Raw genomic sequence first — 22619 nt, forward strand, 5'->3', positions numbered from 1 at the left:
ACGCAAGGCGATTAAATTTGTACAAACGGCGGACAATTAAAAGCGGGCAAGCCAAAGCTTCGTAAGGCATCGATATAGCAATCGCGCTTTACTTTTCCTTCTGGAAATTCTGATGTTGATAGTTCGTCGTCAACCGCAATGTGATTAAAATAAATGGTTTGCGTTGCTGTATTATCTTGTAAACGACTCTGCCACTGTAAAACATCGAATAAAATATGAGAGCGGTGAACATGAATAGAAGCACTCACCAGTGTTGCTGTTTGAATGTTGTATTTATTCAATAACGCTAAACTTAACCTGGCATTATCAATGGTGTTTGTCGCTTTATTTTCTTCGATAATTCTATCTTTATTCATTCCTTGTTCAACTAACCATGCTTTCATTGCAGAAGACTCTGTTCGTCCTGCCTTAGCTAACCCTCCTGTAACGATAATAAGAGCTTTCGGATATTTATTCGCCAGAGATAGCGTTAGTGTTAATCGCTTTAATAATGGTGCTGCGATTGATCCGTTGTCATTCAATAAATAACCCAAGGCGATAATGGCATGGTTAGACTGTGTCGTTTTATCTATCGCTTTTTTTGATGCTGTACATCGAGATAAACAATCCACTGGGTAACTTAGAATTACTTCTAATGTCGCGAGTAATGTTTTTACTTGCAACGCGTGATGCGAATCTAACGCCTCGAGTTGACTCAGATAAGATGTCACTCTTTGATGCTCGTTTTGATGGTGCAGCCAAACAGAAAGGTAGGTTAAAGCCGTGACTTGATCTTGATGGTTTTGAGCCGTTAGCAAAACATGTTGGTAAGATTTTAGGGCAGAATGCATATCGCCACTAAACGTGTGCATGTTGGCTAAGGTGAAATGATGTTCAAAGCTAGAAGGTGACAGCGTGAGTGCTTCTTGTAGGTAAAAAACGACGGCTTCTAAGTTTGACACAAGCTGCCTATTTAAAGGGTATTGCAAGCGGTTTTTGCTATTAAACGCATCCAAAGCATACCGAGACAGTAAGTTAAGAGGAAGCTTCTCTGTTACATCCATTCTGACCTTCCTTGTATTTTTCTTTTTAATCAAGAAGCTGCTACTGATAATGACTAGTGTGATGAGCTTGATGATGAATTGCAAGAAATCCACATCGCTACTCCTAAATTTCCTCAAGATAGTACAAAACCCTAAACAGGATATCAGGTGTGCTGCTTTGTCAGAATGAGCTATTTTTATAAGTAATCAGTATGAAATCATCTTTTACATTTTTAACATGTGCAATGCATAAAGGAGCGAACAATGAATAATCAGTTTAAACAACATGGTGCGTTTAGCTGGTCTGAATTGATGGTTGATGAGCCAGAAAAAGCACTCGCATTTTACAAAGATGTGATTGGTTGGGATGTCGAGGAGATGTCGATGTCTACTGGTACCTATTATGTGCTTAAAGCTGATGGGCAACCTGTTGGTGGGGTAATGGCAAAGCCTGAAGAAGCCAGTCATGTACCTAATCATTGGGGAGTGTATGTAACGGTTGATGATGTTGATGCCACATTGTCACAAGTTGAATTAGCGGGTGGTAAAGCCGTTTTTGCACCCATGGATGTACCCGGTGTGGGGCGTTTATGTGCATTTATGGATAACTGCGGCTCAGTGTTGTCGATTATTAGCTACGAAGAAAAAGAATCATAGTCTGCGCGAATGGTTTATTCGGTTTTTATAGACGAGTAAAATTTTGCCTGTTATATTCAATAAAACGCTGAATCATTTAATTTCACTGAAAAATCAATCATAAAGCAGTAGAGCTATTTGGCGAGGCATATACAATAGACCCCTGACACCTCTTTTACCACCTTCGGTTTTTGTCAAGGAGATACGTAAATGCCATATGATTCATTAATTACTATCGGTGTACTGATTGTTGTTGCAATCGCGTTCATTGCCTCTGGTGTAAAGATGGTGCCCCAAGGTAGCCATTGGACAGTAGAGCGCTTTGGGCGTTACACGAAAACACTTCAACCTGGTTTGAACTTAATTGTGCCATTTATTGATGGTATTGGTAATAAAATCAGTGTGATGGAAAGAGTACTCGATATTCCCGCGCAAGAAGTTATTTCTCGTGATAATGCGAGTGTGACTATCGATGCCGTGTGTTTTATTCAAGTCATTGATGCTGCGAAAGCTGCGTATGAAGTCAGTGATTTAGAACATGCGATTCGTAATTTAACGCTTACCAATATGCGTACAGTATTAGGCTCGATGGAGCTTGATGAAATGCTATCTCAGCGAGATACCATCAATACCCGATTGCTGACCATTGTTGATCAGGCAACGAATTCTTGGGGTGTAAAGGTTACACGTATTGAAATTCGCGATGTGCAGCCACCCGCAGATCTTATTGCTGCGATGAATGCGCAGATGAAAGCAGAGCGTAATAAGCGTGCCGATATTCTTGAAGCCGAAGGTGTTCGTCAAGCCGAGATCCTTAAAGCTGAAGGCCACAAGCAATCAGAAATATTACGTGCTGAAGGTGATAAGCAAGCGGTTATTCTTCAAGCAGAAGCTCGTGAGCGTGAAGCCGAAGCGGAAGCAAAAGCAACAAGCGTTGTATCAGAAGCAATAGCGAAAGGTGACGTTAAAGCTATTAATTACTTTATTGCACAGGGTTATACCGATGCATTGAAAGCGATTGGTCAATCAGAAAATGGCAAAGTAATAATGCTGCCGCTTGAAGCTACGGGCTTGATGGGTTCTGTTGCGGGTATTGCAGAATTATTAAGTCAATCTAAATCAGATAATACGAAGGGTAGCAACGCATGATAGCCCTACTTGAACAGATGAACTTCTGGCATTGGGTTGCATTTGGTTTAGCCTTGTTGCTGCTTGAATTACTCGGAACTGCTGGGTACTTGCTTTGGTTGGGTGTCTCTGCTGTTCTTGTTGGATTGCTCTTGTCGCTTCTACCATTGAGTTGGTCATTGCAATGGCTAACGTTTGCGGTTTTCTCGTTATTTACAACGTGGTTATGGTGGCGTTATCAAAGCAAGAAAGACCGAGTTGAAGATGAAGGGCGCACGCTCAATCAACGCTCAGAACAATTAATCGGGCAAGTCTCTGTGTTAGACGAGCCCTTAGCAGCAGGTACTGGGCGAATGAGGTTAGGCGATACTACATGGCTTGTACGAACAGATGTTGCTTTAGAAGCTGGTGTACTCGTAGAGGTTATTGATGTTGATGGCATCATGTTAATTATTCAGCCTAAAGCGCAAAAATAATGGCTTAATACAGCTTTTATAATATTGTTCTTTATTAAATGCGACGCTCTATATAGAGCGTCGTTTTTTTATGCTAGTAATATTTACACGTTATCAATGACTTTATGCGCTTGCCTTATGAACGTATCACGGCCAAAATCCACTAGATTAAGTATTAACGCATAAAATGTATAAAAAAAGTAACCTTAAAAGCGAATGTTAGTTGAGACCTCGCGTTAAGTTTTGCACAATAACGAATAGAACGCATTTGCAGTAGAGGAAGAGAATATGATTTCAAAATGGGCACAACGTTTTTTTCAAATGGCAGAGTTAGTTGGCTCTTGGAGTAAAGATCCTTCTACGCAGGTAGGTGCAGTTATTACAGAGCATAATCGTATTGTTTCTGTTGGGTTCAACGGCTACCCACACGGTATTTCAGACAGTGCAAATACCGACGATCGTGATATGAAGCTACTGAAAACACTTCACGCGGAAGAGAATGCAATTTTATTTGCGAAAAGGGATCTGTCAGGGTGTGAAATTTGGGTAACACACTTTCCTTGCCCCAATTGTGCTGCAAAAATTATCCAGACGGGTATATCAATGGTGCATTGCCCTGAGCAGAGTGAAGACTTTTTATCGCGTTGGGGTGATAAAATTAAAATCAGCCAAGGTATGTTTACGCAGGCAGGGGTTGATGTTGATTGGTTACCACTAGCCGATTTAGATAAAGAATAAAATGTAATACCTTGAGGTAACTTGGGTATAACAGCCTTGATAGCATGTCTTGTTATAATGAAAGCTTGTTAGAACAAAAGCTTGTTTGAATAAAAAATATGGTATCGAGGCTTTCTATTTTCATTCAATCTACTTATACCCAGCTACAGTAATGCTTATATACACCATTATTGTTTCTTTATCAGATCGATAAACCACTGGTAGCGTTTAGGGAGTTGTCGAAACTTTTTCTTAATCAAAAAGTGTTCTTCATTCACAATTGTATCGCTTGGTAAAATGGCAATACTATCTTGTAATTCAAATTGTTCGATTGTTGTTCTAGGCAGTACAGTGTAGCCCAACCCCATAGATACTGGCAGTAAAATCTGATTGAGTTGGTTGATGTAACTGATTTTTCTGATCTGCTTTATCGATTGATAATCATCTTTATAATTCGCACGTAATACTTGTTCGGCATATTGCTCACCATTGGGGTGATTAATAAAACCTAACTGATTAAGTTCTACGAAAGTCATTTTTTGATTTTTATATTGATGAGGCACGACTAAACAAAGAGCCTCATGTCCGAGTGACTCTTGTTCGAGTTCTGTTGATATAACATGTTGCGTGATAATGCCTATATCAATATTGTTATTCAAAACTTCATTGATAATACGTTGGTCTGGTGCAGCCTCAATAGAGATATGAAGGTCGTGGTGCTTGCTTTGCCTTGATAAAAATTTAGGGTAGAGAAACATTGCCATAGAGCCTGAACACCCAAAACGACATTCACCTGAATAGGGATTGTCTGTTTTTAATGATATCAATAAGTCAGCTTCCTCGGTTGCGCGTAGCCTACCAAAATTATAAAGCGCTTCACCTGCTTGAGTTAACTCAAATTTCTTACCAATACGATGCAATAGCAGAGTACCCACTTGATCTTCTAGTTTCTTTATATGCTGGCTAACACCAGGTTGCGTCATAAAGAGTTTTTCTGACGTTTGAGTGAAGTGTCCTACATCGACCAGTGTAATAAATGTATTCAGCCATTGGTTATTCAGCATAATATTTTCGAACGTTGAATGAAATATGATAACAAAAGGTTATCATATTTATGGTATCTGATTATTTATATTTTTCCGAAGGACATTACCCGTAGTAATTCTTGAGCTTATTTTGTGCTTTTTGAGTGGTGATAGGAAGGGTTAATAATAATTATATTTGTATAAAAAGCTGTTCATTTGTTTTGACTGTTTAAAATATTGATGTGTCTATCATTTTGTACATTGCAGCTGATTAATTTGTATACCTACAATCTGTGATTAGCTGCCAATAAGCATAAAATTACTTATATTAATTACTAGTAAGTGTTTGAAATCACAGTTTGTATAGACAGTTTTATCTTACTTTTCGCTCATAAAAATAAAACACTCTTATCTTCCCCAAGACCAATAAGAATGAATTATTCAAGGAAAGAAACGTGAATTTTAAATTGTCTACGATAGCAAAATTAACACTACCTCTTTTATCGGCTGTTACCCTCGTTGGTTGTAATAGCTCATCTTCAGATAACGCGATTGATGAATCGGGGAAATTCACACCGATTAATAAAGATCAGGCGGCTATCTATTTTAAATTAGACCCTGCGCAAGCGAAGGCGGCGGGAAGTTATGATGGGTATACATTACATATCTGGAATGATGATACTTGTGGTAGCTATGCAAATGCCGATTCAGAATGGGATACTGGCGTTCCTTTTTCTGGGGTTGACGAGACTTATGGCGCATATTGGGTTATCGATTTAAAAGAAGATGCGACTCAGTGTGTCAACTTTATTCCGCGAGATGCTAATCGAGATAAGCCGTTAGGTGAATTTAACGGTAAGTTAGATTTAGAACAGGTGCATAAAGAAGGTAACTATGTATTTACGCAAGAAGGGATTTCAGCAGTATTCCCTGAATATATTCCACCGTTACCTGAAAAAACCGCTCGCGTATTCCTGAATATGGAAGATGATACGGCGGCATCGAATGTGAAGTTGCATGTGTGGAATGATGATACATGTGCTGCCTATGCAGGAAGTGATACGTCTTGGGATGCAGGTTTACCTATAACTGGAAATAGTGAAACATACGGTGATTATTGGGATATTGCGCTGAAAGATGATGCGAGCAATTGCGTTAACTTTATTCCTCATGATGGTGATGAAAAGTCGTTATTAGAAAACACGCAGCTCGATCTTGAACAAGCCGCTAAGATTGGCAATGTTGCATTTACCTTTGAAGGATCATCAACGGTTTATTATCAACCGATGGCTAAATTGCCTTCAGCGACGCTAAGTGGAGCATCTGCACATTGGTTAACGGCTGATATTCTAGCGCTTGAATCAGGTGCTGCTCGTGTTGAATTACTGTATGCATCAAAAGCGGGCATTGAGTACAACAACCAAACGCAGACCTTTTCAGGAGTAGAGAAAACAGTTACATCTAGCAAAACAACGAATGGTTCATGGTCAGAGAAATTCCCACATCTAGAAGCACTAGAAAGTTGGCAGCTCGATTTTGAATCAGTGAAAGCAGATCCTAAAGCATTATTAAAAGGTCAGTTAATTGCTGTTTCTTACGATTCAGCTGGTAAGGTACTTCTCGCAACTCAAGTTCAGCCTTCTGGTGCACTTGATATGATCTATACAGGCAATGCTGGTACGGGTGATAACTTGAGTTACGGTGCAATTATTAGTAGTACTGACGTGCAGTTCACACTGTGGGCACCGACGGCTCAATCTGTCAGTGTCGTGAAGTACTCTGCGGATAAAAAATCAACGGCTGAACTACCGATGACATTTGATGCCAACAGCGGAGCATGGACGTTAACAACTGATAAACTGCAAACTGAAGATTATTACCGCTACCACGTAAAAGTTTACCACCCATTAACGAAAGTGATGATGGATTATGAAGTCACCGACCCATACTCTTTAAGCCTTTCAATGAATTCTGAATTCAGCCAAGTAATTGATCTTAATGATGCAGATCTTAAGCCAGCAGGTTGGGATGAGCTGCAACGCCCAATGAAACAAGACAACCCATCTCAGTTTGTGATTTATGAATCACATGTGCGTGATTTTTCTGCTCAAGATGTATCAACGCCTGCTGACATGCGTGGTAAATTTGATGCGTTTAGCGAGATAGACTCAGTACCTGTTGAACACCTTAAATCCTTACAAGAAAAGGGTGTGACTCACCTGCAATTACTGCCAATCTTTGATATCGCGACCATTAATGAAGATCCAAACAAAGTTGCGGATATCGATGAGCTTTTCAGCAAGTTATGCAAAGTAAACTCAGATGTGAAAACGTCATCGTTTAAGAATGACTGTTCATCAGGTTTAACTATCGCTGAAGTACTTAAGCGTGAGCAGGGTAACGACACAACAGCCAATCCATCTGTTCAAGAACTTAACCGTTTAGTGTCTGCTACTGATAGCTTCAACTGGGGGTATGATCCACTCCATTATACTGTTCCTGAAGGGTCTTACTCGAGCAACCCTGATGGCACTACACGTATTTTAGAAATGCGTGAAATGGTGAAGTCGATTAAAACAGATATTGGCATGAACGTTGTTATGGATGTTGTATACAACCACACGAACTCGGCAGGTCCAGAGTCTGCAACATCAGTACTTGATAAGATTGTACCTTGGTATTACAACCGCTTGAATCCGGTAACAGGGTCTGTTGAAAACTCGACTTGTTGCTCTAATACAGCCCCTGAACGCGCAATGATGGCTAAGTTAATTAAAGATTCATTAGTTGTTTGGTCTCGTGATTACAAGATTGATTCATTCCGTTTTGATTTAATGGGTCACCATCCTTTAGCGCAAATACAGGAATCATTGGCCGCTGTACAGAAGGTCGATCCTAATACCTATTTCTACGGTGAAGGTTGGAACTTTGGTGAAGTCGAAAACGATCGACTCTTTGTACAAGCAACACAACCTAACTTAGGTGGTACGGGCATAGGTAGCTTCTCTGACCGTTTACGTGATGCTGTTCGTGGTGGTGGTCCATTTGATGGAAAAGAGGGATTACGTGAAAACCAAGGTTTCGGTAACGGCGCCTTTGTTCAACCGAATGATACGAATAAAACATCAAAAGAAACGGCACTTCACCTTGCTGATTTAACTCGCTTAGGATTGGCTGGAAACTTAAAAGATTTCATGCTGATTGATTCTAAGGGAAAAATAGTAAGTGGTGAGAAAGTGGATTACAACGGGCAACCTGCGGGTTATGCGGTGGATCCATCGGAAGTACAAAACTACGTCTCTAAGCACGATAACCAAACCTTATGGGATAACAATCAATACAAGATTCCGTATGACGTAACATCTGCTACACGTGTAAGAATGCAAACTGTGTCTCTATCAACGGCTATGCTAGGTCAAGGTGTACCTTTCTTGCATATGGGATCAGAACTTCTACGCTCTAAATCAATGCAGCGTGACTCGTACGATTCAGGTGATTGGTTCAACAAGGTCGACTTTACGCTAGAAGATAACAACTGGAATAAAGGCTTGCCGCGTAAAGATAAAGACGGTGATAACTACGACATTATCACCAAAGTGATTGAAGGCAGCGGCGAAAATGCTAAGCCAACATCACAGGATATGGAAGATATGGTGAGCTTCTATAAAGAACTTGCTAATCTCCGTCAATCTTACCCTTTGATCACGTTAGGTACAGGTAAAGAAGTGAATGCACGTGTTGATTTTCATAACACAGGTGCAGCACAAGAGCCGGGTCTGATTGTGATGAGTATCGATAATGGTAAGGATTCTGGTGGAGATTTGGATTCAACGTTAGATGCGATGGTAATTGTGATTAATGCGACACCAAAAGTGCAGACGTTTGATATCAAGCAAACTGGCTTTACGGTTAGTGAGAAGCATACACCAGCGTTAACAGCGGGGGCATCAGTGGCTGAAACCAAGTTGACAGTACCAGCATGGACGCCAGTTGTGTTTGTGCAAAAACGTAGTGGTGAACGTGGTGCAGGTTTACCTGTCTCAGATAAATAATTACGCGACAACGATCTTGCGAGTTACATAATTAAGTGCTGTTATCTTTCTTGGTAACACGGTAGATCTCTACTAAAAACTATCCCTCAGTGAGTAGTAATACATTCACTGAGGGATTTTTTATTTACGCCAGAAATGAAGACAAAAGGTAATCAGACTAGTGTTTATCTGGCCAATACCAAGAGGGGACATCAAGCAAGCCCTGATCGGGAATGATGGTTTCACCGAGCTGTTTATCTAAATTGATTGCATTACAGGAAGGGTGTTCTTCTAGGGCTGCAATTAGGCGGCTGGCATGTGATACCACCCAGACTTGAGTTTGTGCTGAAGCATGTAAAATCAAACGTGCCAATGCTGGTAATAAATCAGGATGCAAGCTGGTTTCAGGTTCATTTAGAACCATCAAACTGGGTGGGCGTGGTGTTAGTAACGCAGCTACCCAAAGTAAATAACGTAAAGTACCATCAGAGAGTTCTGCGCCGGATAAAGGGCGGAGTAATCCTTCTTGATGAAATTCAATTGAGAACCGGCTGTCTTCGTGGCAGACAATACGAATGCGAGCACCTGAAAAAGCATCATCAATAGTTTTATGTAAGGTGACACTGTCACCAATTTCAATGATGGTTTGTAGCGCAGCGGCTAAATCGTGTCCATCGTGATGTAATACGGGAGTGCGTGTTCCTAGTTGTGGCTTGCGGGCTGGTGCGTCTTTATCTGTACGGAAATGATCATAAAACCGCCAGCTGCGAATGAGCTCGCGCATGTGATAGACTTCGGGTGCACCATTAGGATCTGATATGTGATCGAACATACTGTTGAAGTGCTGAATGTGTTGAGAAGCTACTTGCCAACTTCGTCCGTTGCGTACTTTTATCATCGAGCCTTTACGGTCAACCAATGCACTGGCTGGACGATAAAACGGACCACTCCATATACATTCACGTTTGATTTCAGGATCGAGTGAAAAGTATGAGTTGGATGGCTCAGGCAAGCCAAGTGCGATTGAATATCCAAAATCTTCGGTGGCAAACCCTAAACGTAATCGACGTACTTCAGTACGTACACTTCCTTCTACTGGGACATCGCCACGACGCATAGCTGCAGTAATATTTTCGGGTCCAGCCCAAAAGGTGGAATCCAATCCGCCTTCAGAAGCTAACGTATTTACTACGCCACCATTAGCAGTATCTGCTAATAATTTCAAAGCTTTATATAAATTTGATTTCCCGCTGCCATTGGCACCAGTAATAACGTTTAGCGGGCCTAAAGGTAATGTTAATTGTAAAACAGAGCGATAGTTATTGATGGAAAGTGATGTAATCATAAAGCCTGCTGTAATTATCTGAGCATAATGACGTTGAGGTAACTTGCGTTAAATCATACATGAAGCAGTTGCAAAATATTACTTCTGTTCAAGTTAGATTCATACTCAATAGAGTAATCTAACATAATGGTAAGAGGTCTAATGTGATTTGCTAAGTTGCATTTACTGAGGTAAGTTCACAGCAAGTGATGGTTTAGCCCAAATTGAATTATGAAAGAGGCACGATTATGAGAAATATTATTGCTGGTTTTATCGCTATTGTCATTGGTCTATTTACGGTGTCGTTCGCAGCAATAATGGCATTATTTATCGGTGCGGCGGCATTTATAGCCAAGCCATTTATTCAACGAAAAATGGCATATGCTAACGCTGCTGCTTCGCAAGGATCTTTTGATGAGTCACCGTTAAATCAAGCAGCACCGTCACATAATGTGATTGATGGTGAGTGTGAAGATGTAACGGTAAAACGTAAACCCTAATTATGCTAAGCCGTTACATTAGATCGACAGTGATACGAACGGCTTTGCAGAGAAATAATTCAAAACGCCAGCGCAAAGATTAACATCTTGCGCTGGCGTTTTTGTATTTATAGTGGCATCAAAAAATGGTGTGATTTTGATGAGTACCTGTTTTGGATAACTTACAGAGTGAACTAGTTAATGATTGCTATAAGAATGTTAATTTTAAATTGCTGGTGATATGTTTATTTTTATTAACTTAATTTGATATGGTAGTAATTGTTTCTAGGCTTTACTTTTTAATATAGAATATTTGACTTGTAATCTTGAATGTTTCATTAAATATTAATGATGTCACATGATCTTACAATATTAATATTATCTACTTTTTAGTGGTAATTAACGAACATAGAATCTATTAAACCGCTCTACCAAAGGGATAAAGCTAAAATACAGGAAAAAAATAAAATGGAAAAGTTGCCACTTCCACTGTTTTAAGCGTAATGCGAAGGGATATTGCTCGTTTTTGTGTTGATTTTAGGGTGAATACCCGCAAACTGAGCTTGTAGAGTGTATTTATACCTGTGTGACACTTAGAGGTATTGAATGTCATCTTGGTTAGTAATAAGTTTACAAGGGTGTTGCTCACGACAAAATAATAGTCGTTCTAGATCTTATGTGAGAAAAATTGAATGTGGCGTAATTGTCCTACGAACTAAAATTGAGTTTGTATTATAAAGAAAGGCATTTGTATGATTATAAATTGTCCCTACTGTCAAAAAAAAATCTCTAGTTATGATGATAATTGTGTTCATTGTGGAGAAAAAGTTGCGACTAAAAAGAAAGGTTTTAATTTCATTTTTATTCCAATAGCTATCGCGACCGGCTTTACATTACTGAATGTTTTTTCTGAAGATATAAAAAAGTTTTCATCTTCGACTACTGACGTACTCGCTTACAAATATGTTACTGAGAGCCAAAGAGTTGATGCAAAAGCTTATCTTGAAGGAAAAGACCAAAGGCAGGTTATCTCGCTGGTCCAGACGAAGTTAGGGGTGCATTCAACCGGAATTATTAACAAGAAGACATGCTCGATGGCGATTGCTGAAGGCTATCAGCCTCTCATGAGTTCTGTTAACTCGGTAGCCTACGGCGGACCGTGTGATTTATACAAAAATGATGCGGATATTATATCTAATCTAAGAAGCTTACATATAAGAAGAAATATGGGTTCAGAAGCTTTCGAAAAGTGCAATGAGCTCCTTCGTTATTCAAACGCTTTATGTAATTACAAACTTGTTGATTATAAGGTCAGTCCTTTTTCAAAGCTTGATTCCCCATTTCATCATATTGTAGCCGTTGATTACACGACGAAAAAGGAAGGTGAGGAAAAGAGAAAGAGGTTGGCATCATGCATAACCGGCGATAATTATGTAATCATTGATGCGCTAAAAGTTCCTGCAAAAGTATACGGAAATATTTAGTCAAATTTTGAACTCTTAGCTTCTCCCATATGTTCACTGTAATAGGCTGGGTTTGAAAGTAATACAATACTAAAAAAGCGATACGCTGTAACGTATCGCCTTTTGTGAGTATATTCAAATTTAATAGACTGCCAGTCTTTTGGCCTAATACTTAGCCTAAGTTTAGGTTAGATACGAAACTTACTCACCTCACTGCTTAGGTGTTGAGCGATCTCATTCAGTTCTTGTGATGAGGTTTTCTGTCGACATTTGAGCGGATATATCATTCACAGCTTGAATGAACATCTTCTGTTGAACTATGCGTACGTTGTAACAATACACGTAGTTCATCAGCAACAACCGCAAAACTCTATCTTGATATTCATGAATGGTCATATTTAGTGAAAAGCGACATGACATCACTTGCTCTTGGTATGTTTTTTGTTTTCCAAACACCATCAGCTTGAAAGCAAACAGACTGATGGACTATTTCTAGCATAGAGCCGGTGTATAACTGAGCAGGAAAGCATCATATCCGGAAAATGTCCAATAAGTGGTAATGAGCAACATGCCTGAAAAGTATAATTACTATATTAGATTACAAATAATGAAAGAATGTTTTTCACAGTAAAAGAATAAACAAAGTATTAACAATAAGAGCTGGGGGTAATTATTTTTTTTGTTGAAATAATTAATTCCGTTCTTGTTAATGTTTGCTTACATTTTATTTATATAAAATGTTGATTGTTTATCTAGTTTTAATTTGTTCAGGAGCTGTTAATACTTTTATTAATTGAGTATTACTGATTAATTTTGGGGTCAAGATAAATAAAATTGCTTATACCCATATAAGTAATAAGGTGATTAAGCTCAAAAATTCAGAACGCAATATGATACTTAATGACTAATTACACAAAAACTGTGACACAGGTTGAGTAATAACTCTATATTTAGGTGTAGATTATATGCAATTCGTATTGTTCTGAATAATTACCTGATGATAGATATTAATGCTAGTAAAGAGCGGATAATTCAGGAGTTTGTACCGGGTAAGCAAGTCACACTTGCGCATCTTGTTGCAAATCCAACCGAAGAGTTATGTGAGCGAGTAGGGGTGGAAAGTTTAGGTGCGATAGGAATCCTAACCTTAACACCTGGTGAAACATCCATCATTGCTGGTGATATAGCAACCAAAGCTGCCAATGTCAGTATTGGCTTTCTTGACCGATTTTCAGGGGCGCTTGTTATTACAGGCAGTGTTGCTTCTGTAGAGGAATCATTAAAAACTGTTGTAAGAGTATTAAATGATACGTTGGCTTATAACACCTGCGATTTAACGCGAACATAATTATGGAAAATACTCAGTTAGGAAATATCGCTTTTATTGGTGAGGTTGACGCAGGTAAGTCTGCGCTAATTAATAAATTAATCGATCAGGAAACTAATATTGGTAAAACTCAGTCACCGATATTTTATCAGGGGCGTGTTATCGATACTCCTGGAGAGTTTATTGATAATCGTTCGTGGAATGGTGCACTGCTTTCAACGATATCCAGTGTTAAAACAATTGTGATTTTGCAGCCTGCTACGACAAAAAGATTAACTGCTCCGAGTGGTTTATTGCGTGTATATCCTAATAAAAATATTGTTGGGGTAATTAGTAAGGTTGATGCAGAAGGTGCTGATTGTGAGCGAGCGAGTGCTCTGTTCAAACAACACGGTATTCATGGACCATTTTTTTATACGTCCATTTTTGATCAGGCATCAATTGATCAGCTCTATGACCATTTACTTTCATTCCAGCCTGTCGTGTTGGAGTGAGTTGTGTGTAACCACCAAGGATTGCAGTAATGAAAACATTAATCTCTGCTGCGGATGTGCGTAAGGCAAAGTCGGAAAACCGTCTGTACCTAATCGCACCCGTGAAAGATTTTATTATTACACCTGAAGCCCGCGATGTTGCCAAAGTGGAAGGAATCGAGTTTGTTGATGAAGCGCCTGCTGCGCCGCAACCGCAAATAACCCCTCCAGTGGCAGCACCAGTGTTAACAGCAGAAATACAAGTTCAGCCAATACAGCCTGCGGTTGTGCCGACCTCATCTATCGCGAAAGATATTCAAGCTGAAGTTGAATCAAAGCTTGCCAATGTTAATGGCGAAAAAAGTGAGTTAATTCAATCGTTAGTTGCCAAAGCCTTAGCTGATTTTAATATGCAGGCACCAGATTCGCCTCGCCAAATTAATGATGACGGTATTGTACTTGTACGTGGTAATGCTGTTCAGCTCGGCGCGTTTGATGGTGCTCCGGGTAAGAATATTGGTCTGACAGATGTGATTGGTGCTCAGGAAAATAGCAATATGGGTGTCGGGTATATGGGGTGGGAGAATGCATTTTTTCCATGGACCCTGTGCTATGACGAAGTCAATGTCGTACTAGAAGGTGAATTCCACGTAAAAACGGCTGCCGGCACAACGATTGGTAAGCCTGGTGATGTCATTTTTATCCCGAAGGGAAGTTCGGTTGAGTTTGGTACTCCTACTCATGTGCGATACGTCTACATTACTTATCCGGTTGAGTGGGCGTAAGTATGGATAAGCCTGTCACACCTTCGTTTGTCACCGAAGATTACCTTCGCCAGCATGTTGGGCTGCGTCAGGGAGGGGAGATCCATCTTCCTCTTGGTACCCGATTTACACCATCTGCACAGCAAATGCTGAGCGAAAAGCAGATCACGGTGCATTGGAGAGATGAAAAAGGTCAGGTATTTGTTGCTGAAGAAACAGAGCAGGGTCAGGTGCTGGAAAAGGTACACCCGCTCAAGACTAACAATGTACGCCCTGATAATGCCTGCATGCTATGTGGTTCAGATGTTGAACAAAAACCTGCGTTGATGACGCATTTAAACGATCACATGCTGGTACCCAAAACGCATCCAAGAATTCAGCTGCGAGGCAAACTCGACAGTTGCATTAGTTATTGTGTCTTAGTGCAATGTGCGATGGAACAACAGCCAGATATGCTTCAGGGTTTTATGGCGGACATTCGTTCTTATCTTGGTCAAACCATGCAATGTGAGGTTACGGAAAACCTGTTACCTGAGCCCACTATGGGTGAGTTTAATGCCGATGTAGTTCATCGCTGGTCGCATACTCCATTGCGTTATCTAGGCCATGACCATTTGTTGCCAGATGTGAGTTACGGCGGATTAGTCGCTCAATTGAACTACTTACGTGCCTTAGTACGTGAATTAGAGCTGATGGCTAGTCAAGTCTATATGGATCACAGCATGCAACTGACTCGCAATGACATCGTTGCTGGCTTGAACCGATTATCCAGCGCGGTGTATGTGGTGATGATTTTGGTACTTCAATGCCAAAACGGTCAATCGTCGATATTAAGAGGTTTGTGCAATGAAATTACTTGAGCAATGCCGTGCTCAGTGTTTGAAGAACCCAAAACGTATCGTATTTCCTGATGCCAATGATGTTCGTTTACTGCACGCCGCCAATGACATGAAGCTTGCAGGATTAGCTGAGCCAATCTTGTTGGGTAGTCCGTTTCAGTTACGTGACCTTGCGCACCGTAGTGGTATTGCCGTGCCTTGTCTGACGTTGTTATCGCCAGAATCTGCGGGTTGCTTTGATGAGATGGTGAAGAGTTATATTGCCAAGCAACGCAAGCCTATTACGGTCGAAGAGGCTACCGATCGTCTTAAAAAGCCCCTTGATTTTGCCATGATGATGGTGGATCAGGGTTACGCCGATATTTGTATCGGCGGCAATGTGTCAACAACGGGTGATGTTATTCGTGCTGCCATTCGCGGTACAGGCGTTGCGCTGGGTTCTAAAACAGTTTCTAGCTTCTTCTTGATGCTGTCGCCCGATGGTGAACAGGTTCATGCTTTTTCGGATGCGGGGGTCATTCCGTTGCCGACGGCTGAGCAGTTAGCCGATATTGCGATTGATACCGCACGTAACTATCAACAGCTAACGGGCAATATTCCGCGCGTGGCGATGTTGTCGTTTTCAACCAAAGGCAGTGCGGATCATCCTGCAGTTAGTAAGGTGACGGAAGCGACGGAGATGGTTCGCCAGCGTCAACCTGATCTGATCATCGATGGTGAAGTACAGTTTGATGCTGCAATTGTTCCGGCAGTTGCTGCACAGAAAATGCCTGATAGCCCACTAGGCGGTCTGGCAAATGTGTTTATCTTTCCATCTTTGAATGCGGGCAATATTGCATACAAAGTTGCCCAACGTTTAGGTGGCTATATCGCACTGGGCCCGATGCTGCAAGGCTTGGCGTCACCGGTGCATGATTTATCTCGGGGCTGTAGTGCGAACGATATCGTTGATATATCGGTTTTGGCATCTAGCCTGTGTAAATAAACCTATTTAACCAGTAAAGAACTCTAAGGATTTAATAATGGAAGCGCTAGGCATAATTGAAACCAAAGGTCTAACGGCACTGATCGAAGCATCTGATGCGATGGTCAAAGCAGCACGCGTACAGTTGGTCGGTTACAAGCAAATCGGTTCGGGCATCGTGTCTGCGATGGTTCGCGGCGACGTAGCTGCTTGCAAAGCGGCAACAGATGCAGGCGCGGCTGCTGCGCAACGTCTTGGCGAAGTGGTTGCGGTTCATGTTATCCCTCGTCCACATGGTGATTTGGAAGCAATCTTCCCAATTACTATTGAAGAAGAAGAAACAAAAACGGCTGCGGCCAAACCTCGTAATACAACCAAATAAATCTGAGTGAGGACAAATAAATGGACGCTTTAGGAATTCTAGAAACAAAAGGGCTAACTGCACTGATTGAAGCATCTGATGCAATGGTGAAAGCCGCGCGTGTTGAGCTCGTTGGTTATCAGCAAATTGGTTCTGGCTATGTAACAGCGTTAATCCGCGGTGATGTTGCTTCTTGTAAAGCGGCGACAGATGCGGGTTCTGTTGTTGCACAACGTTTGGGTGAACTTGTTGCTGTACACGTTATCCCTCGCCCTCATAGCGATTTGGAAAAAGTGTTTCCAATTAAAATTAAATAATTCGATTCCCCTTAGCGATAAATGAGGAGTATTCGAAAAGGTAGGAGATCGTATGCGAGTTGCACGCGTTATAGGCCATGTGATTGCTACGGTTCGAAGTCAGCACATGCGAATGGACAAGCTTTGTCTCGTTGAATTTGTTGATAAGAATGGTGGTACATCAGGGGATATTCATATCGCAATGGATCAGCTTGGTGCTGGTGAAGGTGAGTGGGTAATGGTTGTTTCCGGCAGTTCCGCTCGAGCCGCTTATGGCAGTGTGGAAAACGATTCTCCGGTTGACCTTTGTGTGGTCGGAATTATTGATGAAGTAACAGCAGCTAGCGAGCAATTGTATAGTAAGCGCGGCTAGCTGTTTGGAGAAGGTTCCTTATGGATCAGCAGCAAATAGAAGAGATTGTTAGACGTGTCGTCCTGCAGCTTAATGGCAGCGCGGTAGGCACGCCTTCTGTGAATGAACAAGGGGATTACGGTATTTATCCGACATTGGATGGTGCCGTGGCAGCTGCGAAATCTGCCCAGCGTGAAATTCGTACCCTTGCCCTGCGTGATGACATTATATTAGCTGTTCGCCGAATGGCGAAAAAACATGCCAAAGAGCTATCCGAGATGGCGGTGGCAGAAACCGGCTTTGGCCGTGTTGAAGACAAAGTAGCTAAGCATCTTTTGGTAGCACACCGTACTCCTGGTACGGAAATTCTTGTTCCGCAGGCGGTATCGGGTGATGCCGGTATGAGCCTGATGGAAAATGCCCCGTGGGGGGTGATTGCGTCAGTAACACCAAGCACTAACCCATCATGCACTGTTATTAATAATGCAATTAGTATGATTGCTGCTGGTAATGCCGTGGTATTTGCCCCGCACCCTGCGGCGAAAAAAGTGTCTCAGTACGCGATTCAGCTGGTCAACAAAGCGTCTGAAAGCGTTGGTGGACCAGCTAATATCTGTACATCTGTGGCGACGCCTTCGCTAGAAAATGCGCAGGCTCTATTTACTTATCCAGGTATTGGTTTGTTGGTTGTTACCGGTGGTGATGCTGTTGTTGATGCTGCCCGTAAAGTGACAGACAAACGTTTGATTGCAGCAGGACCAGGTAACCCACCGGTTGTGGTTGATGAGACCGCTGACTTAGAGCGTGCTGCAATCTCTATCGTTCAAGGGGCATCATTCGATAACAATATCGTATGCGCTACTGAAAAAGAGATTATCGCTGTTGCTTCTATTGCTGATGAACTTAAAGCACAGATGTGCCGCCATGGAGCTTATGAGGTAACACCAGAGCAAGCAGAAGCGATTGCTCGTGTGGTACTGAAAGGTTATCCGGGTGATAAGCCTACGGCTAATCCAAAATGGGTTGGGCGTGATGCAGCCAAACTAGCGGAAGCAGCAGGAATTGATGTGCCTACAGATACTCGCTTGTTGATCTTTGATGCCGATAAATCGCATGTGTTTGCGGTAACTGAACAGATGATGCCGATCCTTCCTTTGATCCGTGCTGCCAATGCTGATCAGGCCATAGATTGGGCAGTAGAGTTGGAATCAGGCAATCGCCACACTGCAGCAATTCACTCCAAGAATATTGATGTGTTGACTCGTATGGCTTATGAGATGGACTGTAGCCTGTTGGCTAAAAATGGTCCGGCTATTGCGGCGATTGGTGCGGGTGGCGAAGGCTGGACAACGATGACAATCTCGACGCCAACAGGGGAAGGGGTTACGAACGCGTTGACCTTTACTCGTAAGCGTCGTTGTACTGCTGTTGATGCATTCAGGATTGTATAAGTCATGACGACATACCTCGAACAAGCTAACCAAAATTTGTTGATTATCGACGAGATAGTCAATGACGAGACAGCGAGTACAGCACCTGATACTTGGTTTATCGGTATTGATTTGGGTACTGCTGATATTCAGACCGTGGTCATTGATGGAGAAGGAACGCCTGTTGCGGCGTTCCTTGACTGGGCCGATGTCGTTCGCGATGGGGTTGTTGTTGATTACGTGGGTGCTTGTCGCATTGTTCGTGCTCAACTGGCAAAAGTTCAGCAGAAATTCGGCATTTTAGTGGAAGAAGCGATTACCTCTTACCCTCCTGGTACCGATCCCCGTATTTCAATCAATGTTGTTGAATCTGCAGGTATTATTGTAAGTCATGTTATTGATGAACCATGCAGTGTAGCGGCATTACTGCATATTGAGAACGGTGCGGTTGTAGATGTTGGTGGCGGTACGACAGGTACGGCAATCATTGAGAATGGGCAATTGGTCAGTTCTCTGGATGAGCCATCTGGTGGGCGTCATGTCAGCTTGGCTATCGCGGGTGGTTTGGGTATTGATATGGAAGAAGCGGAGCAACAAAAACGCCGAAGCCATGAAGACCCATTGATTGCGGCGATGGCGAAGCCAGTCATTGAAAAAATGTCAGATATTGTCGAAGGCCATATTGCAGAACACCAGCCAGGCATCATTTATCTAACTGGTGGTGGCACCTTGATTGCTGGTTTTGCCCAGACCTTCCGTAAAACGTTCCCTGCTCTGGAAGTGGTTGAGCTGACGCGCGCGCTGTACCTGACACCGCTTGCGATTGCTAGTTATGGCCTCACGCTGAAAGGTAAGGAGTAAGTCATGTCGGTATCCAGTAACGAAATAGCCTCTATTGTGCAGCAGACATTGCAGCAATATCGACCTTATCGCGGTTTTACGTTTCGTTCGCCTGCCATTACGGTGACAGGGGGGCATTGTGTGAATCAACTGGGTGACATTTTGCTTGAACTCGGTGCGACTCATGTTTTACTCGTCGCTGATAAGATGGTTTATCAATTGGGGCTTACAACGGGCAGTGAAAATGCCATTCGTTTGGCTGGTTTGAAACTGACGCTGTTCACCGGCGTCGAAGGGGAGCCTGATAGCCGCCTAATTGCTCGCGGCCAGGCTGTTCTATCGACAAGCAAGGCTGATTTTGTGCTTGGTATTGGTGGCGGTTCTGCTCTGGATGCGGCTAAGGCAATTGCAGTTATTGGTGATTATCAAGGTCCATTGACTGCATTTAAAGTCGGTGGTATTGCCTCTCGTCAAGTCGGGCTTGGAGCTATTCCAACAACAGCAGGCACGGGATCGGAAGTGACCGATATCACGGTAATTAAAGACGCCGAATTAGATATCAAGGTGCCAGTGAAAGGACCTGCTTTGGTGCCTGATCTGGCGTTGTTGGATCCCGCCTTGATGCTGGGTGTTCCGGCTGGTATTACGGCAGCAACAGGGGTTGATACCTTAACTCATGCAGTTGAAGCCTACGTGTCTCGCCAGACAAACCCATTATCAAAAGCCTATGCCTATCATGCGATTGAAGCGTTGATTAAAGCGCTGCCGGTTGCTGTGGGGTATGGTCAAGATATGGATAAACGTTACGACATGGCAGTGGCGGCTTATAAAGCCGGGCTGGCATTTAGCAATGCTGGTTTGGGATTAACACATGCTATCGCACACCAAATCGGTGCTCGATACCACCTACCACACGGTGTGGCTAACGCCATATTATTGCCTTATGTAATGGCCTTCAATGCATTGAGCTGTGAAGCCGATTATGCCGAAATTGCCAATGCACTAGGAGTGAGCCGCGAAGCTATGACCCAACGTGATCGTTGCCGTGCCGCTATTTTAACGGTGCGTCAGCTAGTCGTGGATTTAGGATTACCGACATCACTGGCCGATGTTGGTATTACCGAACAGGATTTGGCCTTGTTGGCAGAACAAGCAATGCAAGATATTTGCTTGCAGGGCAACCCTCGCCAGGTAACGCCAGTTCAGATCGTTGAGTTGTTGAAGCAAGTTATTGCAGGGCAACTACCAGAGGGATATTGCTGATGGATAGGAAAATTGTCCACAGTGTCGGCATTGATATCGGTACTACGACAACCCAAGTGATTTTTTCGAATTTGACCGTAGTCAACCGTGCTCCTGCATCGCAAGTACCAGTTTATGAGTTTGTTGATCGCGAAATATCGTATGAAAGTCCGGTGTCTTTCACCCCGATTAACCATCAGGGCACGATTGATGCGAATCGTCTACGTCAGTTTATTGAGCAGCAGATTGAATTGGCTGGCTTTGCCGCAGAAGGCGTTGAGACCGGTGCCATTATAATCACGGGTGAAACTGCGAAAGCACACAACGCGCGTGATGCCATTATGGATTTGTCGCAGCAGCTGGGTGATTTCGTAGTGGCAACAGCAGGTCCGAACTTGGAGTCGGTGATTGCTGGTCGCGGAAGTGGTGCTCAGGAGTTATCACAACATAATCATCTTAAGGTAATGAATATCGATATCGGCGGGGGTACCTCGAATTATGTGGTATTTGACTGCGGTCGTGTTGTGTCGACAGCTTGCCTGAATATTGGTGGGCGTTTGGTTGAGTTGAATGAACAGGGAGATATCACTTTTGTACACAAGCCCGCTATTGCTGTGATGCAAGATCTATTTGGTGAAGCATTAAACCCACGGCAAATTACCGTTGATCACTTGAATAGAATTGTCTCACGTATGGCTGATTTGATTGTCGAGGTTATGACGGGGCAACTATCCCCCCTCGCGGTACAGCTTCTACAAACTCCAGCGTTAGATTCTCTGGCAGGCATTGATGCTGTCTTTTTGAGCGGTGGTGTTGGTGAGTGTTATTACCAGCGAAATAGCGAAGAAAAACAGTTTGGTGATATTGGTCCGCGTTTGGCTAATGCCTTACTAAGCCATCACGATCTCGCTGATCGACCAGTAAGAAAACCCAACCAGACTGTGCGCGCCACTGTTATCGGTGCTGGTGCGTATTCGCTTACGCTATCAGGATCTACGATTTGGTTGAATTCTGATGAGCTACCACTGAAAAACATTCCGGTGGTGCATCCGGCGGTTGATTGGGAAAGTGAAAGCCCTTCGATTTGCGCTGAAATTGTGATTGCTGCAGAGCGAATGGATTTAGCGTTGGGCTGTGATCGCTATGCAATTGCAATCGATAGTGGCATGCCCGTGCGTTATTACGCTGTTCAGCATGTGGCTTGCGAGTTAGCTCGTTTTTATCGTGAGCATGGTAATCACCAGTCACCAGCATTTATCGTCGTGCACAACGATATTGGAAAAGCGCTCGGCATGGAGTTACAGCCATTACTCCATCCACAACCTGTGAGCGTAATAGATGAAGTGATCACCCATGAAGGTGACTACATCGATATTGGCAACAGTTACTTCGGCGGGGAGATCGTTCCTTTGACAGTTAAATCACTCGCCTTCCCGTCTTAATAGGAGTTA

Annotated in this window: 22 protein-coding genes; 19 read left to right on the forward strand and 3 right to left on the reverse strand. The window is 42.6% G+C overall.

What is annotated here, in order from left to right:
- Nucleotides 1-11 precede the first annotated feature (11 nt).
- Entirely contained in the window at nucleotides 12-1136 is a 1125-nt protein-coding gene (locus tag C9J47_RS05195; RefSeq protein ID WP_245903291.1) for a YdcF family protein, read from the reverse strand.
- 150 nt (nucleotides 1137-1286) lie between these two features.
- On the opposite strand from C9J47_RS05195, the gene C9J47_RS05200 reads away from it, so the two are divergent.
- The 4 genes from C9J47_RS05200 to C9J47_RS05215 all read left to right on the forward strand — a co-directional run bounded on the left by C9J47_RS05200 (nucleotide 1287) and on the right by C9J47_RS05215 (nucleotide 3979).
- Complete coding sequence (locus C9J47_RS05200) at nucleotides 1287-1679, forward strand: VOC family protein (protein ID WP_107252541.1); 393 nt, start codon at nucleotides 1287-1289, stop codon at nucleotides 1677-1679.
- A 189-nt stretch (nucleotides 1680-1868) separates the two neighbouring features.
- The gene (locus tag C9J47_RS05205; RefSeq protein WP_107252542.1) at nucleotides 1869-2807 is read left to right on the forward strand and encodes an SPFH domain-containing protein; all 939 of its coding nucleotides are present in this window, start codon (nucleotides 1869-1871) and stop codon (nucleotides 2805-2807) included.
- Complete coding sequence (locus C9J47_RS05210; protein WP_107252543.1) at nucleotides 2804-3262, forward strand: NfeD family protein; 459 nt, start codon at nucleotides 2804-2806, stop codon at nucleotides 3260-3262. The genes C9J47_RS05205 and C9J47_RS05210 overlap by 4 nt, the downstream gene beginning before the upstream one ends.
- Nucleotides 3263-3529: 267 nt before the next feature.
- Complete coding sequence (locus C9J47_RS05215; protein WP_006229860.1) at nucleotides 3530-3979, forward strand: dCMP deaminase family protein; 450 nt, start codon at nucleotides 3530-3532, stop codon at nucleotides 3977-3979.
- A 167-nt stretch (nucleotides 3980-4146) separates the two neighbouring features.
- Here C9J47_RS05215 and C9J47_RS05220 read toward each other — a convergent pair whose 3' ends face one another.
- Nucleotides 4147-5022, reverse strand: coding sequence for a LysR family transcriptional regulator (locus C9J47_RS05220; protein WP_107252544.1), 876 nt, complete (start codon nucleotides 5020-5022; stop codon nucleotides 4147-4149).
- Between the two features lie 416 nt (nucleotides 5023-5438).
- Here C9J47_RS05220 and pulA point away from each other — a divergent pair, with 416 nt between their 5' ends.
- Nucleotides 5439-9035, forward strand: a complete 3597-nt coding sequence (pulA, locus tag C9J47_RS05225) for a pullulanase-type alpha-1,6-glucosidase (protein ID WP_107252545.1) — start codon at nucleotides 5439-5441, stop codon at nucleotides 9033-9035.
- Between the two features lie 157 nt (nucleotides 9036-9192).
- On the opposite strand, the gene C9J47_RS05230 is transcribed toward pulA, so the two are convergent.
- Entirely contained in the window at nucleotides 9193-10359 is a 1167-nt protein-coding gene (locus tag C9J47_RS05230) for an AAA family ATPase (RefSeq protein WP_107252546.1), read from the reverse strand.
- 227 nt (nucleotides 10360-10586) lie between these two features.
- Between C9J47_RS05230 and C9J47_RS05235 the strand changes: the two genes are divergently transcribed.
- The 14 genes from C9J47_RS05235 (at nucleotide 10587) to C9J47_RS05300 (ending at nucleotide 22610) form a co-directional block, all read left to right on the forward strand.
- Nucleotides 10587-10838, forward strand: coding sequence for a hypothetical protein (locus tag C9J47_RS05235; RefSeq protein WP_107252547.1), 252 nt, complete (start codon nucleotides 10587-10589; stop codon nucleotides 10836-10838).
- Nucleotides 10839-11569: 731 nt separating this feature from the next.
- Nucleotides 11570-12301: a hypothetical protein gene (locus C9J47_RS05240; protein WP_107252548.1), complete on the forward strand. Its 732-nt coding sequence runs from the start codon at nucleotides 11570-11572 to the stop codon at nucleotides 12299-12301.
- Nucleotides 12302-13277: 976 nt separating this feature from the next.
- Complete coding sequence (eutS, locus tag C9J47_RS05245; protein ID WP_107252549.1) at nucleotides 13278-13628, forward strand: ethanolamine utilization microcompartment protein EutS; 351 nt, start codon at nucleotides 13278-13280, stop codon at nucleotides 13626-13628.
- A 2-nt stretch (nucleotides 13629-13630) separates the two neighbouring features.
- Nucleotides 13631-14101, forward strand: a complete 471-nt coding sequence (locus C9J47_RS05250) for a EutP/PduV family microcompartment system protein (RefSeq protein WP_107252550.1) — start codon at nucleotides 13631-13633, stop codon at nucleotides 14099-14101.
- Nucleotides 14102-14130: 29 nt separating this feature from the next.
- Nucleotides 14131-14865, forward strand: a complete 735-nt coding sequence (gene eutQ, locus C9J47_RS05255; protein ID WP_107252551.1) for an ethanolamine utilization acetate kinase EutQ — start codon at nucleotides 14131-14133, stop codon at nucleotides 14863-14865.
- Between the two features lie 2 nt (nucleotides 14866-14867).
- On the forward strand, nucleotides 14868-15704 hold the full coding sequence (gene eutT, locus C9J47_RS05260; RefSeq protein WP_107252552.1) for an ethanolamine utilization cob(I)yrinic acid a,c-diamide adenosyltransferase EutT: 837 nt from the start codon (nucleotides 14868-14870) through the stop codon (nucleotides 15702-15704).
- The gene (gene pta, locus C9J47_RS05265; protein WP_107252553.1) at nucleotides 15691-16668 is read left to right on the forward strand and encodes a phosphate acetyltransferase; all 978 of its coding nucleotides are present in this window, start codon (nucleotides 15691-15693) and stop codon (nucleotides 16666-16668) included. Before eutT ends, pta begins: the two co-directional genes overlap by 14 nt.
- A gap of 37 nt (nucleotides 16669-16705) precedes the next feature.
- On the forward strand, nucleotides 16706-17029 hold the full coding sequence (eutM, locus tag C9J47_RS05270) for an ethanolamine utilization microcompartment protein EutM (RefSeq protein WP_006229875.1): 324 nt from the start codon (nucleotides 16706-16708) through the stop codon (nucleotides 17027-17029).
- 20 nt (nucleotides 17030-17049) lie between these two features.
- Nucleotides 17050-17325: an ethanolamine utilization microcompartment protein EutM gene (gene eutM, locus C9J47_RS05275; protein WP_006229876.1), complete on the forward strand. Its 276-nt coding sequence runs from the start codon at nucleotides 17050-17052 to the stop codon at nucleotides 17323-17325.
- 52 nt (nucleotides 17326-17377) lie between these two features.
- On the forward strand, nucleotides 17378-17677 hold the full coding sequence (locus tag C9J47_RS05280; protein ID WP_107252554.1) for a EutN/CcmL family microcompartment protein: 300 nt from the start codon (nucleotides 17378-17380) through the stop codon (nucleotides 17675-17677).
- Nucleotides 17678-17697: 20 nt separating this feature from the next.
- The gene (locus tag C9J47_RS05285) at nucleotides 17698-19107 is read left to right on the forward strand and encodes an aldehyde dehydrogenase family protein (protein ID WP_107252555.1); all 1410 of its coding nucleotides are present in this window, start codon (nucleotides 17698-17700) and stop codon (nucleotides 19105-19107) included.
- A gap of 3 nt (nucleotides 19108-19110) precedes the next feature.
- The gene (gene eutJ, locus C9J47_RS05290) at nucleotides 19111-19947 is read left to right on the forward strand and encodes an ethanolamine utilization protein EutJ (RefSeq protein ID WP_107252556.1); all 837 of its coding nucleotides are present in this window, start codon (nucleotides 19111-19113) and stop codon (nucleotides 19945-19947) included.
- Nucleotides 19948-19950: 3 nt separating this feature from the next.
- The gene (locus C9J47_RS05295) at nucleotides 19951-21189 is read left to right on the forward strand and encodes an iron-containing alcohol dehydrogenase family protein (RefSeq protein WP_107252557.1); all 1239 of its coding nucleotides are present in this window, start codon (nucleotides 19951-19953) and stop codon (nucleotides 21187-21189) included.
- Complete coding sequence (locus C9J47_RS05300; protein ID WP_107252558.1) at nucleotides 21189-22610, forward strand: ethanolamine ammonia-lyase reactivating factor EutA; 1422 nt, start codon at nucleotides 21189-21191, stop codon at nucleotides 22608-22610. The genes C9J47_RS05295 and C9J47_RS05300 overlap by 1 nt, the downstream gene beginning before the upstream one ends.
- Nucleotides 22611-22619: the final 9 nt, after the last annotated feature.

The organism is Photobacterium indicum (genome assembly GCF_003026215.1).
Classification (GTDB): Bacteria; Pseudomonadota; Gammaproteobacteria; order Enterobacterales; family Vibrionaceae; genus Photobacterium; species Photobacterium indicum.

Excerpts from the sequence above, each read along its gene's own strand:
- C9J47_RS05230 (WP_107252546.1), bottom strand. The coding sequence starts at position 10,359 with ATGATTACATCACTTTCCATCAATAACTATCGCTCTGTTTTACAATTA.
- C9J47_RS05300 (WP_107252558.1), top strand. The coding sequence starts at position 21,189 with ATGGATAGGAAAATTGTCCACAGTGTCGGCATTGATATCGGTACTACG.
- C9J47_RS05200 (WP_107252541.1), top strand. The coding sequence starts at position 1,287 with ATGAATAATCAGTTTAAACAACATGGTGCGTTTAGCTGGTCTGAATTG.
- eutM (WP_006229875.1), top strand. The coding sequence starts at position 16,706 with ATGGAAGCGCTAGGCATAATTGAAACCAAAGGTCTAACGGCACTGATC.
- C9J47_RS05205 (WP_107252542.1), top strand. The coding sequence starts at position 1,869 with ATGCCATATGATTCATTAATTACTATCGGTGTACTGATTGTTGTTGCA.
- C9J47_RS05220 (WP_107252544.1), bottom strand. The coding sequence starts at position 5,022 with ATGCTGAATAACCAATGGCTGAATACATTTATTACACTGGTCGATGTA.
- C9J47_RS05285 (WP_107252555.1), top strand. The coding sequence starts at position 17,698 with ATGGATCAGCAGCAAATAGAAGAGATTGTTAGACGTGTCGTCCTGCAG.
- C9J47_RS05215 (WP_006229860.1), top strand. The coding sequence starts at position 3,530 with ATGATTTCAAAATGGGCACAACGTTTTTTTCAAATGGCAGAGTTAGTT.
- eutQ (WP_107252551.1), top strand. The coding sequence starts at position 14,131 with ATGAAAACATTAATCTCTGCTGCGGATGTGCGTAAGGCAAAGTCGGAA.
- C9J47_RS05235 (WP_107252547.1), top strand. The coding sequence starts at position 10,587 with ATGAGAAATATTATTGCTGGTTTTATCGCTATTGTCATTGGTCTATTT.
- eutJ (WP_107252556.1), top strand. The coding sequence starts at position 19,111 with ATGACGACATACCTCGAACAAGCTAACCAAAATTTGTTGATTATCGAC.
- eutS (WP_107252549.1), top strand. The coding sequence starts at position 13,278 with ATGATAGATATTAATGCTAGTAAAGAGCGGATAATTCAGGAGTTTGTA.
- eutT (WP_107252552.1), top strand. The coding sequence starts at position 14,868 with ATGGATAAGCCTGTCACACCTTCGTTTGTCACCGAAGATTACCTTCGC.
- C9J47_RS05295 (WP_107252557.1), top strand. The coding sequence starts at position 19,951 with ATGTCGGTATCCAGTAACGAAATAGCCTCTATTGTGCAGCAGACATTG.
- C9J47_RS05240 (WP_107252548.1), top strand. The coding sequence starts at position 11,570 with ATGATTATAAATTGTCCCTACTGTCAAAAAAAAATCTCTAGTTATGAT.
- C9J47_RS05250 (WP_107252550.1), top strand. The coding sequence starts at position 13,631 with ATGGAAAATACTCAGTTAGGAAATATCGCTTTTATTGGTGAGGTTGAC.
- eutM (WP_006229876.1), top strand. The coding sequence starts at position 17,050 with ATGGACGCTTTAGGAATTCTAGAAACAAAAGGGCTAACTGCACTGATT.
- pta (WP_107252553.1), top strand. The coding sequence starts at position 15,691 with ATGAAATTACTTGAGCAATGCCGTGCTCAGTGTTTGAAGAACCCAAAA.
- C9J47_RS05210 (WP_107252543.1), top strand. The coding sequence starts at position 2,804 with ATGATAGCCCTACTTGAACAGATGAACTTCTGGCATTGGGTTGCATTT.
- C9J47_RS05280 (WP_107252554.1), top strand. The coding sequence starts at position 17,378 with ATGCGAGTTGCACGCGTTATAGGCCATGTGATTGCTACGGTTCGAAGT.